Consider the following 13,011-nt stretch of genomic DNA (forward strand, 5'->3'; position numbering starts at 1 on the left):
ACAGCTCCGGCCGGGAACGGTATAACACTTACGCGTGTGCCGTGGATTACTTCAGGCACGCGAATCGTTTCTTTCACTCCGTTGGCTCTCAAGAAAGGGGAAAATTTATGAACAGCATCATCTACATCGTCGGACTGGTCGTCGTCGTCCTCGTCATCATGTCGTTTTTCGGCCTGCGCTAGAGCGTCTGATCGGTCACCGCCAGAGTGGAGCAGGGGGCTGGGTGCAAACACTTTAGGCTTGCACGCATTAATCGCTTTCAGGACAAGGGGGACGGCTGTGTTCGAGGTGTGTTGTCGTCGATCTCCCAGTCGGCCTGGTCAGCCACTTCGTAGTGCGCTCGCCCGCTGGACTTGGCACGGTACATGGCAGCGTCGGCCGCATTGACCAGGGAAGCGGGGTCGTCCAGCATGGCGTCGGGCAGCGCGCACGCCACGCCAATGCTCAGCGTGACATGCACCGACGTGGGTGAGGCGGCGTGCGCCACACACTCCTGCTGCATCAGGTCCAGGCACATTTGGGCGATCTCGCAAGCATGGGCCATATCGGCGCCGGGCAGTAACAACACAAATTCCTCACCGCCGTAGCGCGCGACCAGTTCGCCAGCCCGGCGCACGCAACGGCTGAGCACGCTGGACACCCGCCGCAGGCACTGGTCGCCGGCCAGATGTCCATAGTTGTCGTTGTAATTCTTGAAGTGATCAATATCCACCATCAAGAGGCTCAAGGGCGTGCCGCCGCGAGCGGCACGCTGCCATTCGACGGTCAGGGCTTCGTCAAAACGCCTGCGGTTGGCCAGACCGGTCAAGCCGTCCATGGCGGTCTGTTGGGCCAAGCGCTGGTTGTTGGCCTCCAGCACCTTGCCTTTGAGGACCAGTTCCGTGACGTCGACCCAGGCAGCCACCAGATAGCCCTCGGAGGTTCGGGTTTCGTAGAAATTGACCCACTGGTTACGGGTGAGCTCTTTCAGAGTGTGCGCCTTGTGCGTCCCACGCGACGCCAGACGCTGGGCCAGCCACTCCTGCTCGCACCCGATGGCCGCCGGGATCAGCTGTCGTTTCAGCTTGGCGCGCATCAGGGCCTCAAAGGTCTGACCAATGTCCGCTGGCGTGTGGAAGCCCTTGTAGATCAGATTGATTTTTTTGTTGTATAGCACCAGTCGGTCGTGCTCGTCCCAAATCTCCAGGCCCACGTCCAGCGTGTCCAGGCTGGAGGCCAGCAATTGGCGGGCTCGTCGTGTTGCACGCGTCGCGGCCCCTAGTTGGCGCCACAGCAAGGCGGCGGCGGCCAGCCCACACAGCGCTGCGCCCAGTCCGAGCCAGATCGGCCCCTGCAGCGACGTGGCGCGCGCTGTCTGGCTGGCCCACCACCACGCCGCCGTTTCAAACACGAACGCCAACATCAGGGCCAGCAACACCAGCCACAGGGACTTGTTAGGATTGCGCGAGGATTTCATCGATGGTCACAGGGACGATCAAATTATCTGGTCAGTTCGCCGGCACTTCATGTTATTTATCAAACGGAATCGAGTTCAAGTTCTATTTTGATGCAGCAGGCTGGGGCCGGATGTTCCCAACAGGCGACCGAGCGAAACCAGCTACTTGGTTTATGAGCCAAATCGGCTACCGGCCCCCGCCAGACAAGTGTTAACAACTATGGAATATATAGCTTTTCGTCGATTGGTTGTGGCCCGCTGCTTCAGTTCCTGCGGACGGGCCAACACGGACAGCAAGGTTTTCAGCTTGTCAGGACAATGCGACTTTCAACGACAACACACCAGGCTCACATCATGTCCAGTCCCCTGAAGATCGATTTCGTCTCCGATATTTCCTGTCCGTGGTGCGCCATCGGTTTGTCGGCACTGGAGCAGGCGCTGGGCAGACTGCAGAACGAGGTTGCCGCTGAACTGCATTTCCAGCCGTTCGAACTCAACCCCCAAATGCCCGCCGGTGGTCAAGACATCGGCGAGCATCTGACGCAGAAGTACGGCTCCACGCCCGAGCAGCAGGCGCAGATTCGCGACACCATTCGCCAGCGCGGGGCCGAGGTCGGTTTCAGTTTTAACCCCGCCGGGCGCGGCCGCATCTACAACACCTTCGACGCGCACCGCTTGCTGCACTGGGCTGGGCTCGAAACACCGAGCCAGCAAGCCGCGCTGAAAAAAGCGCTGCTGGTGGCCTGCCATACCCAGGGCCAAAACATGGAGTCGCACGAGGTTTTGCTGGCTGCGGTGGCGCAGGCGGGCCTGGATGTGGCGCGCGCACGCGCCATTTTGGCCAGCGACGAGTTCGCCCCCGAGGTGCGCGAGCGCGAGGCGTTCTACACCAGCCAGGGCATCCATTCGGTGCCGGCGGTCATCATCAACGATCGGCATCTGATCTCCGGCGGTCAGCCGGTCACGGTGTTCGAGCAGGCGCTGCGCCAGATCGCGGCCCAGCGCGCCTGAAGGGGTTGCGCCGCGCCAGTTCCTCCAGGTAGCCCTGGATACCTTCGTCTTCACGCGCCAGGAAACGCCCGACCGCGGCCGCAAAGGCCGGATGCGCCAGCCAGTGGGCGCTGTTGGTTTTCACCGGCATCAAGGCCCGCGCCATTTTGTGCTCACCCTGCGCGCCGCCTTCAAAACGCTGGTAGCCGTGTTCTATGCACCAAGCCAGCGGCTGGTAATAGCAGGCTTCAAAGTGCAGGCAATCGACCCGCTCCAGCGCCCCCCAGTAACGGCCATAGGCAATTTTCGCCCGCGTTTTTTTACCAAAATCGCCGTCAACCCATTTAATTACACCACTTAATGCTATCAAACTAGAAGCAACAGGACGGCCATCGCGCTCGGCCACAAAAAGCAGCCAGTGCTCTGCCATGGTGTCGGCCATGCGCTGGAAGAAGTCGCGGCTGAGGTAGGGCGCGTTGCCGTGTTCGTCATAGGTATGTTCGTAACAACGGTAGAAAAAATCCCAGTCGACGCCGGCGATCGCTGTGCCCTGCGACCAACGAAAGCTGACGCCAGCATCGCGCACCTTGCGGCGCTCCTGGCCTATCTTCTTGCGTTTTTCCCGGCTCAGCGACCGCAGGAAATCGTCGAAGTCAAGGTAGCCGCCAGCGCCAGGCGCGCTCGTGGCTGGCGCTGGCGCCACGGTGGGTGCCCTGTTCGTCCAATGAAACTGCACGTTGTGCCGCAGCATCAAGCCGGCTGCTTCGCAGGCGCGCACATCAGCGTCGCTGGCAAACAGCAGGTGCAGTGAAGACAGTCCTTGCTCACCACACCAGGCCACCAGGGCTTTGACCAACAGCGTGCGGGTGTCGGCGTCCCGCGCCAGCAGGCGCGCGCCGGGCACCGGTGTGAAAGGCGGGGCGACGACGGCTTTTGGATAGTAGGCCAGGCCGAGCTGCTGGTAGGCGTTGGCCCAAGCGTGGTCGAATACATATTCGCCGTAGGATTGGTCTTTCAGGTACAGCGCGCAGGCGCCAACCAACTGGTCTTGTTGCCACAGCGTGACAAAACGCGCAGTCCAGCCGGTTGCCGGCGTGGCGCTGCCGCTCTCCAGCATGGCCGCCAGGTACTCGTGGCGCATGAAGGGGCTGGGTTCGTCAGCCAGATCCTGAGCGGCGAGCAGTGTGTTCCAGGCGACGGCGTCGACCTTCAGCGGCGAGTCCAGCACGCGGATGACAAAGTCATGGTCAGGCACACCATCCTCCTTGGCGCCTGCCCAGGGTAGGTTGCCATGGACAGGCCCGGACGAGGGCCAGCTCAGGCCAAACGGTACTGCTCTTTTTCATGACTCTCAACATCAGCATGGCCCAATTGAACGAGGGTGTTGGCGACCGGCCGGGCCGCACGCGAAGACCTGGGTTTTGCGCTGCTCCTCTGCGCCAGCCTTTGATGATGCCGTGAATCACGTAGCCCGCGCGCCGGTCGGGTCACTGAGTGACAAGAAAACCGCCGACAAGTTCCACATCGCCAACCTCGACCGGCGGACAGACCCCGCGCTCGCCAGGCGGTTTGACGTCATCGGCGACGGCAAGGCAAAGCCTACTGCCCGCGCCAGGGCGGGGGTGTCGCGCCCCAAATGGCAACCGTCGGAGAACTTGCCATTAAAAATCGCAAAAAATCAGAAGACCCCATTGCCACCAGTCCGAATCGACTGGTCTCGCCGTCAGACTGAATATTGACGAAATTCTGTACTCGCAAGCTCGGCAGGCGCGTAGGCGCTAAAAATCCTCTGGTTTCTACTTATAATCTAAAGCTTTGTGGCAAACGTCGCGTGTAACCTGCGTGTAATTTGAGAGCTCAATAATCATGCCGCTCTTCGAATTTGACACAGATCCGTCGGACGAACCGGGGTTCAAGCAGCTTAATGCCGAAGAGGCGCAGGCGCTGTGTGAACGGCACCCATCACTGTCACCCTGGCGGGTCGTGGTCTGGCAGGCGGCAGTGGGTTTGCTGGTGGCGTTGGGGGCCTGGGGTCTGACGCAGAACTTGGTGGCTGGTGCATCTGCGGCTTACGGTGCGATGGCGGTGATACTCCCTGCTGCACTGTTTGCACGGGGTCTGTCACGGCAACGGGGAGCCACCAATGCGGGCTCGGCGCTGACTGGTTTTTTTGTGTGGGAAATGGTCAAGATTGCCTTGACAGTGGCGATGTTGATCGTTGCGCCAAGGCTGATTTTGGAGTTGAACTGGCTGGCGCTGCTGGCTGGTTTTGTGGTGACGATGAAGGTGTACTGGGTGGCCGTGTGGCTGCGCCCGGCGTCTCAACAGTCGCTTAATAAGAATTGACATACTGGTGAAATATGGCTGCTGAAAACGCTGAAGTACACGCCCAAACGGCTGGAGAGTACATCCAGCACCACCTGCATCATCTGCAAAAAAACTTTTCTTTTGAAAATGTTGAGCAGCACAGCATCGTCGATTTCAGTGTCTTCAACTTCGACTCACTGATCTATTCGATCCTGCTGGGTGCGATGGCCTGTTACTTTCTGTGGCGCGCGGCCAGCAAGGCAACCTCCGGTGTACCAGGGCGTTTCCAGGCGGCGGTCGAGATTCTTTCCGAGATGGTGGACACCCAGGCCAAGGGCGTGATTCATAACGCCACCAGTCGCAAGCTGGTCGCACCGCTGGCGCTGACCGTGTTTGTCTGGATTTTCCTGATGAACGCGATGGACATGTTGCCGGTGGACGCCATTCCGGCACTTTGGCATACGGCAGGTCCAGCCATGGGCTACATGAATTACATGCGCGTTGTGCCCACCGCCGATCTCTCGACCACCTTGGGCATGTCAGTCAGTGTGCTGTTGGTCTGCCTGGTCTATAACGTCAAGATCAAGGGCCTGGGCGGCTGGATCCACGAGTTGTTGTCGGCACCGTTCGGTGATAAATTTTTCCTGTATCCGGTTAATTTGCTCATGCAATTGATCGAGTTTGCAGCCAAGACCGTGTCGCACGGCATGCGACTTTTTGGCAACATGTTTGCCGGTGAGCTGATTTTCATGTTGATCGCCTTGATGGGCGGCACATGGGCCTGGCAGTTCAACCCCTTGTCGGGTTGGTTCTGGTTAGGATTTGGGCATGTGATTGCGGGAACTGCCTGGAGCATTTTCCACATTCTGGTGATCACGCTGCAAGCCTTCATCTTCATGATGTTGACGCTGATTTATGTGGGACAGGCCCACAGCTCACACTGATCGTTTTAACGCTTTCTTTTCTTTCTTTCTTTTTTCTTTTCTGTACTTTAGGAGCAATCATGGAAAACATTCTCGGCCTCGTCGCACTGGCTTGCGGCATCATCGTTGGTCTGGGCGCATTGGGCGCCTCCATCGGCATCGCGCTGATGGGCGGCAAATTTCTCGAGTCCTCAGCACGTCAGCCTGAGCTCATGAATGAGTTGCAGACCAAGATGTTCATTTTGGCCGGTCTGATCGATGCCGCCTTCCTGATCGGTGTGGCGATTGCCCTGCTGTTTGCCTTTGCCAAGCCTTTCGCGATCTAATCTTGCTTCAACTTTCACGCTTGAAAGGGAATAAGCAGTGAATATCAATTCAACCCTGTTCCTGCAGGCCATCGTTTTTGCGATCCTGGTGTGGTTCACGATGAAATTCGTGTGGCCGCCGATCACAAAAGCCTTGGACGAGCGGGCACAGAAAATAGCCGATGGCCTCGCGGCCGCCGACAAAGCCAAGTCCGAGCTTTCTTCGGCCAACAAGCGTGTGGAAGCCGAGTTGGCATTGTCACGCACCGAGACCACCGCGCGCCTGGCCGATGCGGACCGTCGCGGTCAGAGCATCGTCGAAGAAGCCAAATCAAAAGCAACCGAAGAAGCCAACAAGATCATTGCGGCTGCCAAGGTTGAGGCCGAGCAGCAAAGCAACAAAGCGCGCGAAGTTTTGCGTGAGCAGGTGGCGGCGCTGGCGGTCAAGGGCGCCGAGCAGATTCTGCGCAAGGAAGTCAATGCCAGTGTCCATGCTGATTTGCTTGGCCGTTTGAAGTTGGAACTGTAAGAGGGCAACCATGGCTGAACTCGCCACTATTGCCCGCCCCTACGCCGAAGCCTTGTTCAAGGCCTCGTTATCCGACCTCAATGGTGCGGCGGTTTGGGTAGAAGAACTGGAAACAATTGCCAAAAATCCGCAATTGCTCCAATTTTCCGACAACCCGAACGTCACAGCGGCCCAGGTGTATGAATTGATTGCCGGCATCGCCCAAGGGGCCTTGCCAGCGATGGCGCAAAACTTTCTGCGCACCGTGATCGAAAACGGACGCTTGAGTGCCTTGCCGGAAATTGCGGCACAGTTTCGTGTCATGAAGAACGCCCAAAGTGGTTCATCGGACGCCGTGGTGTACAGCGCGTTTGCCATTGACAGCGCGGCCCTGGCCGAGCTGGCGGCAACGCTGGAACAGCGCTTCGCGCGCAAGCTCAATGTGTCGGTTCAATTGCAGCCTGAATTGATTGGCGGCATTCGCGTGGTGGTGGGGGATGAGGTTCTTGACTCTTCTGTCAAGGCCCGTCTGGAACAAATGAAAATGGCATTGACCGCTTGAGGCACACGCCTCTCGTTGTCAGGCCTAATTAACGAAAGAAGGAAAGAGTCATGCAACTCAATCCCGCAGAGATTTCTGAACTGATCAAGAGCCGTATTGAAGGCCTGACAGCCGGCGCGAACATTCGCAATCAGGGCACCGTCGTGTCGGTGACCGACGGCATTGTCCGCATTCACGGGCTGTCGGACGTGATGCAGGGCGAAATGCTCGAATTCCCGGCCGACGCCGAGGGTCAGCCCAGCTATGGTCTGGCGCTGAACCTGGAGCGTGATTCGGTTGGCGCCGTGATTTTGGGTGCTTATGAGCACATCTCGGAGGGTAATACCGTCAAGTGCACAGGCCGTATCCTGGAAGTGCCGGTGGGCCCCGAGCTCAAAGGCCGCGTAGTGAATGCCCTGGGGCAGCCGATTGATGGCAAAGGCCCGATCGACGCCAAGATGACCGACGTGATCGAAAAAGTGGCGCCCGGCGTGATCGCCCGTCAATCGGTGAGCCAGCCGATGCAAACCGGCTTGAAGTCCATTGACTCCATGGTGCCGGTCGGCCGTGGTCAGCGCGAACTGATTATTGGTGACCGTCAGACCGGCAAGACCGCGGTCGCGATTGACGCCATCATCAACCAAAAAGGTCAGAACATGACCTGCGTTTATGTCGCGATTGGCCAAAAGGCCTCCAGCGTCAAGAACGTGGTGCGCTCGCTGGAGCAAGCGGGTGCCATGGACTACACCATTGTGGTGGCAGCCACCGCCTCCGAGTCGGCCGCCATGCAGTATGTGGCCGCCTACTCTGGCTGCACCATGGGTGAGTATTTCCGCGATCGCGGCGAAGACGCGCTGATTGTGTATGACGATCTGTCCAAACAAGCCGTGGCTTACCGTCAGGTCTCCTTGCTGTTGCGTCGCCCGCCAGGCCGTGAAGCCTACCCCGGCGACGTGTTCTACCTGCACAGCCGTCTGTTGGAGCGTGCCGCTCGTGTCAACGAAAAGTATGTCGAGGACTTCACCAAGGGTGCGGTAAAAGGCAAAACCGGTTCTTTGACCGCCTTGCCGATCATTGAAACGCAAGCCGGTGACGTGTCGGCCTTCGTGCCGACCAACGTGATTTCAATTACCGACGGCCAGATCTTTTTGGAGACCTCGCTGTTCAACGCGGGTATCCGTCCGGCCATTAACGCCGGTATTTCGGTGTCGCGCGTCGGTGGTGCCGCCCAGACCAAGCTGATCAAGAACCTGTCAGGCGGCATCCGTACCGACTTGGCCCAGTACCGTGAGTTGGCGGCGTTCGCGCAGTTCGCCTCTGATCTGGACGAAGCCACCCGCAAGCAGTTGGAGCGCGGTGCCCGCGTGACTGAATTGCTCAAGCAAGCCCAATACAGTCCGCTGCCGATTTCCTTGATGGGCGCCACGCTGTTTGCCGTGAACAAGGGTTACCTGGACGATATCGCAGTCAACAAGCTGCTGTCGTTTGAGCACGGTCTGCATGGCTACCTGAAAGACAAACACGCCGCGCTGCTGGCCAAGCTGGAAGCCGACAAGGCCATGGACAAAGACGCTGAAGCTGAACTGAACGCCGCGACCGCTGCCTTCAAAAAGTCCTTCGCTTAAGACCCCCTGTAACAAGCGAAGGAGTCTTTATGGCAACAGGCAAGGAAATACGCGGCAAGATCAAGAACTTCGAGAGCACGAAGAAGATCACCAAGGCCATGGAAATGATCTCCGTGTCCAAGATGCGTAAGGCTCAAGAGCGCATGCGCGCGGCCCGGCCGTATGCGGACAAGGTGCGCAACATCGCGGCCAATTTGGGCCAGGCCAACCCCGAGTACATTCATGCCTTCATGAAGACCAACGAAGCCCCCGTCGTTGGCATGATTGTGGTCACGACCGACAAGGGTTTGTGCGGCGGCCTGAACACCAACGTACTGCGCAGCGTGACCAACAAGCTGCGTGATCTGCAGTCAGCGGGCATGCAGGCGCAGACGGTCGCTATCGGCAACAAGGGCTTTGGTTTCCTCAACCGCATTGGCGCCAAGGTGGTGTCACATGTGACCCAGTTGGGTGACAAGCCGCATCTGGAGCGCCTGATCGGCCCGGTCAAGGTGCTGCTCGATGCCTACGCCCGGGGTGAAATCAGCGCGGTTTATCTGTCCTACACCAAGTTCATCAACACCATGAAACAGGAAGTGGTGTTGGAGCAATTGTTGCCCTTGTCGGCAGCCCGGATGCAAGCCGAAGCCCTAGCCAGCGATACCGCCTCTGGCGCCAAGCATGGCTGGGACTACATCTACGAACCTGATGCACAGTCGGTCATTGATGACCTGCTGGTGCGTTATGTCGAAGCGCTGGTTTACCAGTCCGTCGCCGAGAACATGGCCTCGGAACATGCTGCCCGCATGGTCGCCATGAAGGCAGCAACCGATAACGCGGGCAACGTGATTGGCGAGTTGAAACTGGTCTACAACAAGACCCGGCAAGCCGCGATCACCAAGGAATTGTCCGAGATCGTCTCCGGGGCTGCCGCGATCGGGGCCTAGGCCCGCAACGCAGTCCGATAGCAAGATTCAAACTGATTGGAGCAAAGCCAAATGGCTCAAGATACACAAACGAACACAGCAGTTCAGGGAAAAATTGTCCAATGTATTGGCGCGGTGGTTGACGTGGAATTTCCACGCGATCAGATGCCCAAGATCTATGACGCCCTCAAGCTTGAAGGCTCGGCATTGACCCTGGAAGTCCAGCAGCAGCTCGGCGACGGCATTGTGCGCACCATTGCGCTGGGTTCCTCCGACGGCCTGCGCCGCGGGCTGATGGTGTCCAACACCGCCAACCCGATCATGGTGCCGGTCGGTACCGCCACACTGGGCCGCATCATGGACGTGCTGGGCACGCCGATCGACGAGCGTGGCCCGGTGAGCACTGAAAAATACGCCTCGATTCACCGCAAGGCGCCAACCTATGACGAACTCAGCCCGTCACAGGAACTGCTGGAAACCGGTATCAAGGTGATTGACCTGGTGTGCCCGTTTGCCAAAGGCGGCAAGGTCGGTTTGTTCGGCGGCGCTGGCGTGGGCAAGACCGTCAACATGATGGAGCTTATCAACAACATCGCCAAGGCGCACTCCGGCTTGTCGGTATTTGCCGGTGTCGGTGAACGTACCCGCGAAGGCAATGACTTCTATCACGAAATGGCCGATTCCGGCGTCGTGAACCTGGAGAACCTGGGCGAGTCGAAAGTGGCCATGGTGTACGGCCAGATGAATGAGCCTCCGGGTAATCGTCTGCGCGTGGCGCTGACCGGTCTGACCATCGCCGAGTCCTTCCGCGATGAAGGCAAAGACGTGCTGTTCTTCGTCGACAACATTTACCGCTTCACACTGGCCGGTACCGAAGTGTCGGCCTTGCTGGGCCGGATGCCTTCCGCCGTGGGTTACCAGCCAACGCTGGCCGAAGAAATGGGCCGTTTGCAGGAACGCATTACCTCCACCAAGGTGGGTTCCATCACCTCCATCCAGGCCGTTTACGTGCCAGCCGATGACTTGACCGACCCATCCCCCGCCACCACTTTTGCCCACCTGGATTCCACCGTGGTGCTGAGTCGTGACATTGCCTCGCTGGGCATCTACCCGGCTGTGGACCCGCTGGACTCCACCAGCCGCCAGCTCGACCCCAATGTGGTCGGCCAGGACCATTACGAAACCGCACGCGCCGTGCAGGGCACCTTGCAGCGCTACAAAGAGTTGCGCGACATCATTGCCATTCTCGGCATGGACGAGCTGGCCCCGGAAGACAAGCTGACGGTGGCCCGTGCCCGCAAAATCCAGCGCTTCCTGTCGCAACCGTTCCACGTGGCTGAAGTGTTCACCGGTTCGCCTGGCAAGTACGTCAGCCTGGCGGAAACCATTCGCGGTTTCAAAATGATTGTGGCGGGCGAGTGCGATCATCTGCCGGAACAAGCCTTCTACATGGTCGGTACCATCGACGAAGCGTTCGAAAAAGCCAAGAAGATCTGATATGAACACCATCCACGTTGATGTGGTCAGTGCCGAAGAGTCCATCTTCTCTGGCGAGGCGCGCTTTGTCGCCTTGCCGGGGGAAGTCGGCGAGCTCGGCATCTACCCGCGCCACACCCCGTTGATATCGCGCATCAAGGCGGGCTCGGTGCGCATTGAAAAGGCCGATGGGAGCGAAGAGTTTGTCTTTGTCGCCGGCGGTCTGCTCGAAGTGCAGCCCAACTGTGTGACGGTCTTGTCAGACACTGCCATTCGCGGCAAGGATCTGGACGAGGAAAAGGCCAACGCTGCCAAACTGGCCGCTGAAGAAGCCATGAAGAATGCCAAGACCGATATTGATCTGGCACGGGCGACCTCCGAACTGGCGGTGATGGCAGCGCAGATTGCGGCGCTACGCAAGTACCGTCAGAAAAAATAGCTGGAATTCGACAACCACCAGGCGCCTGGCTTCTTCAGGCGACGTGAGAAGCCCGGATCTGAAAAGACCCGGGCTTTTCTGCTTTTGGGGCCGACCGAATCAATTCAATATCGGCGCATCCGGCAGTTCGTTCGGATTGACCTCGTTGGCGCCCAACGGAAAATGCTGCACCAGCAGCGCAGACACTTCGGCCAAGGCGTTCGTCAGGCCATCTTCAAACTGCGCTTGTTTGAAAGCGGCGCTCATGCGCGTCACCAGGGCGGGCCAAACCGATGGATCGACACACTCGTTGAGTCCGCGATCCGCCACAACCTCAATCGCGTGTTCGGCCAGCAACAGGTAAATCAGCACGCCATTGTTGGCGGTGGTATCCCAGACGCCAAGTTGGCTAAAAAGGTCCAGGGCGCGCTGGCGGGCGATTTGCCGCGTTGGTGCGTCGGTCCACAGGTAGCTCAGTGGCAGCCCCGCTTCGATATAAATCCGGACTTCGCCTGAATGGCGTTGCTCGCTCGCAGCCACCCGTTGCTGCAGCCGCTGCAGCATGTCGGGCGCACTGGCGTGCTGCGTGGCCGACTCATCGACCCAGCGATGTCTGAAAATGCGCTTGATTCGGTTCAACATCACCAGCGTCCCGAGGCACCACCGCCACCAAAGTCACCACCGCCGCCAGAGCCAAAGCCTCCGCCGCCGCCAAAACCACCCCCAAACCCGCCGCCGCCAGAACCAGCACCCCAGCCCCCATGGCGACCAGCGCCGCGTCCGCCGCTGGGCATCAAACCCGAGAAAAGAGCGAACACAAACCCAAGCAGCGCCGCCAGTGCTGCGATTGCCAGGCTGGCGGTGACGAGCAGGGCAATGCCCCCAACGAGGCCACCGGTTGCCAGAGACCCCAGCTTGGTGCCGAAAATGCTGCGTGCCACGGTGCCCACCACCGGGACGGCAAAAAACATGAAGATGGCAAGGTCCGTCCATTGAAAACCGTTCTTCACGCCACGGACAGCCGCCACGGGCGCGGGCAGGGCCTCACCCGTGATAAGCGCCATCAGTTGATCCACCGCCGCGTCGAGTCCACCGGCGAAGTCCCCCTGCTTGAAACGCGGGGTAATGACCTGGTCAATGACGCGCTTGGCTGCCAGGTCGGGAATGGCGCCCTCCAGCGTCTTGGCGACTTCAATGCGGCCCCGCCGGTCGTCTTTGGCCACTACCAGCAAGAGTCCGTCGCCGATCTCCTTGCGGCCAATCTTCCAGCTGTTGGCGACCCGGTTGCTGTAACTGGCGATGTCCTCGGGCTGCGTCGTTGGCACCAGCAGCAGCACCATTTGCGTGCCCCGGCTCTGCTCAAAGGCGGTGAGTTTGGCCTCCAGCTGCTGCACCTGCTCCGCGTTCAGCGTACCGGTGGTGTCCATGACATGGGCAACCAGCGTCGGCACCGCCAATTGCGCCTGCGCCTGTGACAGCAAAAGCAGCAGGCCAACGCTGGCTACGGCCAGCCAGCGGCCGAGGCGGCGCAGTTGTGCCGGCCAGCGTTGCAGCAGAAACAGGGGTCTCATCGGTGCG

The 13,011-nt window shown here is 59.3% G+C and carries 15 protein-coding genes; 11 read left to right on the plus strand and 4 right to left on the minus strand.

What is annotated here, in order from left to right:
- Positions 1–259: 259 nt before the first annotated feature.
- Positions 260–1,456 (minus strand): diguanylate cyclase domain-containing protein, encoded by a 1,197-nt coding sequence (locus WA157_RS16220; protein ID WP_422621950.1) that lies wholly within the window; start codon positions 1,454–1,456, stop codon positions 260–262.
- 333 nt (positions 1,457–1,789) lie between these two features.
- Between WA157_RS16220 and WA157_RS16225 the strand changes: the two genes are divergently transcribed.
- Positions 1,790–2,446: a DsbA family oxidoreductase gene (locus WA157_RS16225; protein WP_422621951.1), complete on the plus strand. Its 657-nt coding sequence runs from the start codon at positions 1,790–1,792 to the stop codon at positions 2,444–2,446.
- Here the strand turns inward: WA157_RS16225 and WA157_RS16230 are convergent.
- A complete protein-coding gene (locus WA157_RS16230) occupies positions 2,397–3,680 on the minus strand; it encodes a GNAT family N-acetyltransferase (protein WP_422621952.1) in 1,284 nt (427 codons plus the stop codon). The genes WA157_RS16225 and WA157_RS16230 overlap by 50 nt on opposite strands.
- A 202-nt stretch (positions 3,681–3,882) precedes the next feature.
- On the opposite strand from WA157_RS16230, the gene WA157_RS16235 reads away from it, so the two are divergent.
- From WA157_RS16235 to WA157_RS16280, 10 genes are all read left to right on the plus strand, one after another.
- Positions 3,883–4,164 carry a hypothetical protein gene (locus WA157_RS16235; protein WP_422621953.1) on the plus strand — a complete coding sequence of 94 codons (282 nt, stop codon included), beginning with the start codon at positions 3,883–3,885 and terminating at the stop codon, positions 4,162–4,164.
- 127 nt (positions 4,165–4,291) lie between these two features.
- Positions 4,292–4,771, plus strand: coding sequence for an ATP synthase subunit I (locus WA157_RS16240; RefSeq protein WP_422621954.1), 480 nt, complete (start codon positions 4,292–4,294; stop codon positions 4,769–4,771).
- A gap of 14 nt (positions 4,772–4,785) precedes the next feature.
- The gene (atpB, locus tag WA157_RS16245) at positions 4,786–5,676 is read left to right on the plus strand and encodes a F0F1 ATP synthase subunit A (protein ID WP_422621955.1); all 891 of its coding nucleotides are present in this window, start codon (positions 4,786–4,788) and stop codon (positions 5,674–5,676) included.
- Between the two features lie 59 nt (positions 5,677–5,735).
- On the plus strand, positions 5,736–5,981 hold the full coding sequence (atpE, locus tag WA157_RS16250; protein WP_011462445.1) for a F0F1 ATP synthase subunit C: 246 nt from the start codon (positions 5,736–5,738) through the stop codon (positions 5,979–5,981).
- 37 nt (positions 5,982–6,018) lie between these two features.
- Positions 6,019–6,489 (plus strand): F0F1 ATP synthase subunit B, encoded by a 471-nt coding sequence (locus WA157_RS16255; protein WP_011462444.1) that lies wholly within the window; start codon positions 6,019–6,021, stop codon positions 6,487–6,489.
- Positions 6,490–6,499: 10 nt separating this feature from the next.
- Complete coding sequence (locus WA157_RS16260) at positions 6,500–7,030, plus strand: F0F1 ATP synthase subunit delta (protein WP_422621956.1); 531 nt, start codon at positions 6,500–6,502, stop codon at positions 7,028–7,030.
- Between the two features lie 50 nt (positions 7,031–7,080).
- Positions 7,081–8,634, plus strand: coding sequence for a F0F1 ATP synthase subunit alpha (atpA, locus tag WA157_RS16265; RefSeq protein WP_422621957.1), 1,554 nt, complete (start codon positions 7,081–7,083; stop codon positions 8,632–8,634).
- Positions 8,635–8,663: 29 nt separating this feature from the next.
- Positions 8,664–9,560: a F0F1 ATP synthase subunit gamma gene (atpG, locus tag WA157_RS16270; RefSeq protein WP_422621958.1), complete on the plus strand. Its 897-nt coding sequence runs from the start codon at positions 8,664–8,666 to the stop codon at positions 9,558–9,560.
- A gap of 51 nt (positions 9,561–9,611) precedes the next feature.
- Complete coding sequence (gene atpD / locus WA157_RS16275) at positions 9,612–11,036, plus strand: F0F1 ATP synthase subunit beta (protein WP_011462440.1); 1,425 nt, start codon at positions 9,612–9,614, stop codon at positions 11,034–11,036.
- Between the two features lies 1 nt (position 11,037).
- Entirely contained in the window at positions 11,038–11,454 is a 417-nt protein-coding gene (locus tag WA157_RS16280; protein WP_011462439.1) for a F0F1 ATP synthase subunit epsilon, read from the plus strand.
- 99 nt (positions 11,455–11,553) lie between these two features.
- Here the strand turns inward: WA157_RS16280 and WA157_RS16285 are convergent, their stop codons facing one another.
- Both WA157_RS16285 and WA157_RS16290 read right to left on the minus strand, forming a co-directional pair.
- A complete protein-coding gene (locus WA157_RS16285; RefSeq protein WP_422621959.1) occupies positions 11,554–12,075 on the minus strand; it encodes a TPM domain-containing protein in 522 nt (173 codons plus the stop codon).
- Positions 12,075–13,004, minus strand: a complete 930-nt coding sequence (locus WA157_RS16290) for a TPM domain-containing protein (protein WP_422621960.1) — start codon at positions 13,002–13,004, stop codon at positions 12,075–12,077. Before WA157_RS16290 ends, WA157_RS16285 begins: the two co-directional genes overlap by 1 nt.
- Between the last annotated feature and the right edge of the window lie 7 nt (positions 13,005–13,011).

The organism is Rhodoferax ferrireducens (assembly GCF_049302455.1).
GTDB lineage: Bacteria > Pseudomonadota > Gammaproteobacteria > Burkholderiales > Burkholderiaceae_C > Rhodoferax > Rhodoferax ferrireducens_B.

Bases quoted from the DNA above. Each gene is read 5' to 3' on its own strand.
- WA157_RS16225 (WP_422621951.1), top strand. From the start codon at position 1,790: ATGTCCAGTCCCCTGAAGATCGATTTCGTCTCCGATATTTCCTGTCCG.
- WA157_RS16260 (WP_422621956.1), top strand. From the start codon at position 6,500: ATGGCTGAACTCGCCACTATTGCCCGCCCCTACGCCGAAGCCTTGTTC.
- atpG (WP_422621958.1), top strand. From the start codon at position 8,664: ATGGCAACAGGCAAGGAAATACGCGGCAAGATCAAGAACTTCGAGAGC.
- WA157_RS16280 (WP_011462439.1), top strand. From the start codon at position 11,038: ATGAACACCATCCACGTTGATGTGGTCAGTGCCGAAGAGTCCATCTTC.
- atpA (WP_422621957.1), top strand. From the start codon at position 7,081: ATGCAACTCAATCCCGCAGAGATTTCTGAACTGATCAAGAGCCGTATT.
- atpD (WP_011462440.1), top strand. From the start codon at position 9,612: ATGGCTCAAGATACACAAACGAACACAGCAGTTCAGGGAAAAATTGTC.
- WA157_RS16285 (WP_422621959.1), bottom strand. From the start codon at position 12,075: ATGTTGAACCGAATCAAGCGCATTTTCAGACATCGCTGGGTCGATGAG.
- atpE (WP_011462445.1), top strand. From the start codon at position 5,736: ATGGAAAACATTCTCGGCCTCGTCGCACTGGCTTGCGGCATCATCGTT.
- WA157_RS16220 (WP_422621950.1), bottom strand. From the start codon at position 1,456: ATGAAATCCTCGCGCAATCCTAACAAGTCCCTGTGGCTGGTGTTGCTG.
- WA157_RS16240 (WP_422621954.1), top strand. From the start codon at position 4,292: ATGCCGCTCTTCGAATTTGACACAGATCCGTCGGACGAACCGGGGTTC.
- WA157_RS16290 (WP_422621960.1), bottom strand. From the start codon at position 13,004: ATGAGACCCCTGTTTCTGCTGCAACGCTGGCCGGCACAACTGCGCCGC.
- atpB (WP_422621955.1), top strand. From the start codon at position 4,786: ATGGCTGCTGAAAACGCTGAAGTACACGCCCAAACGGCTGGAGAGTAC.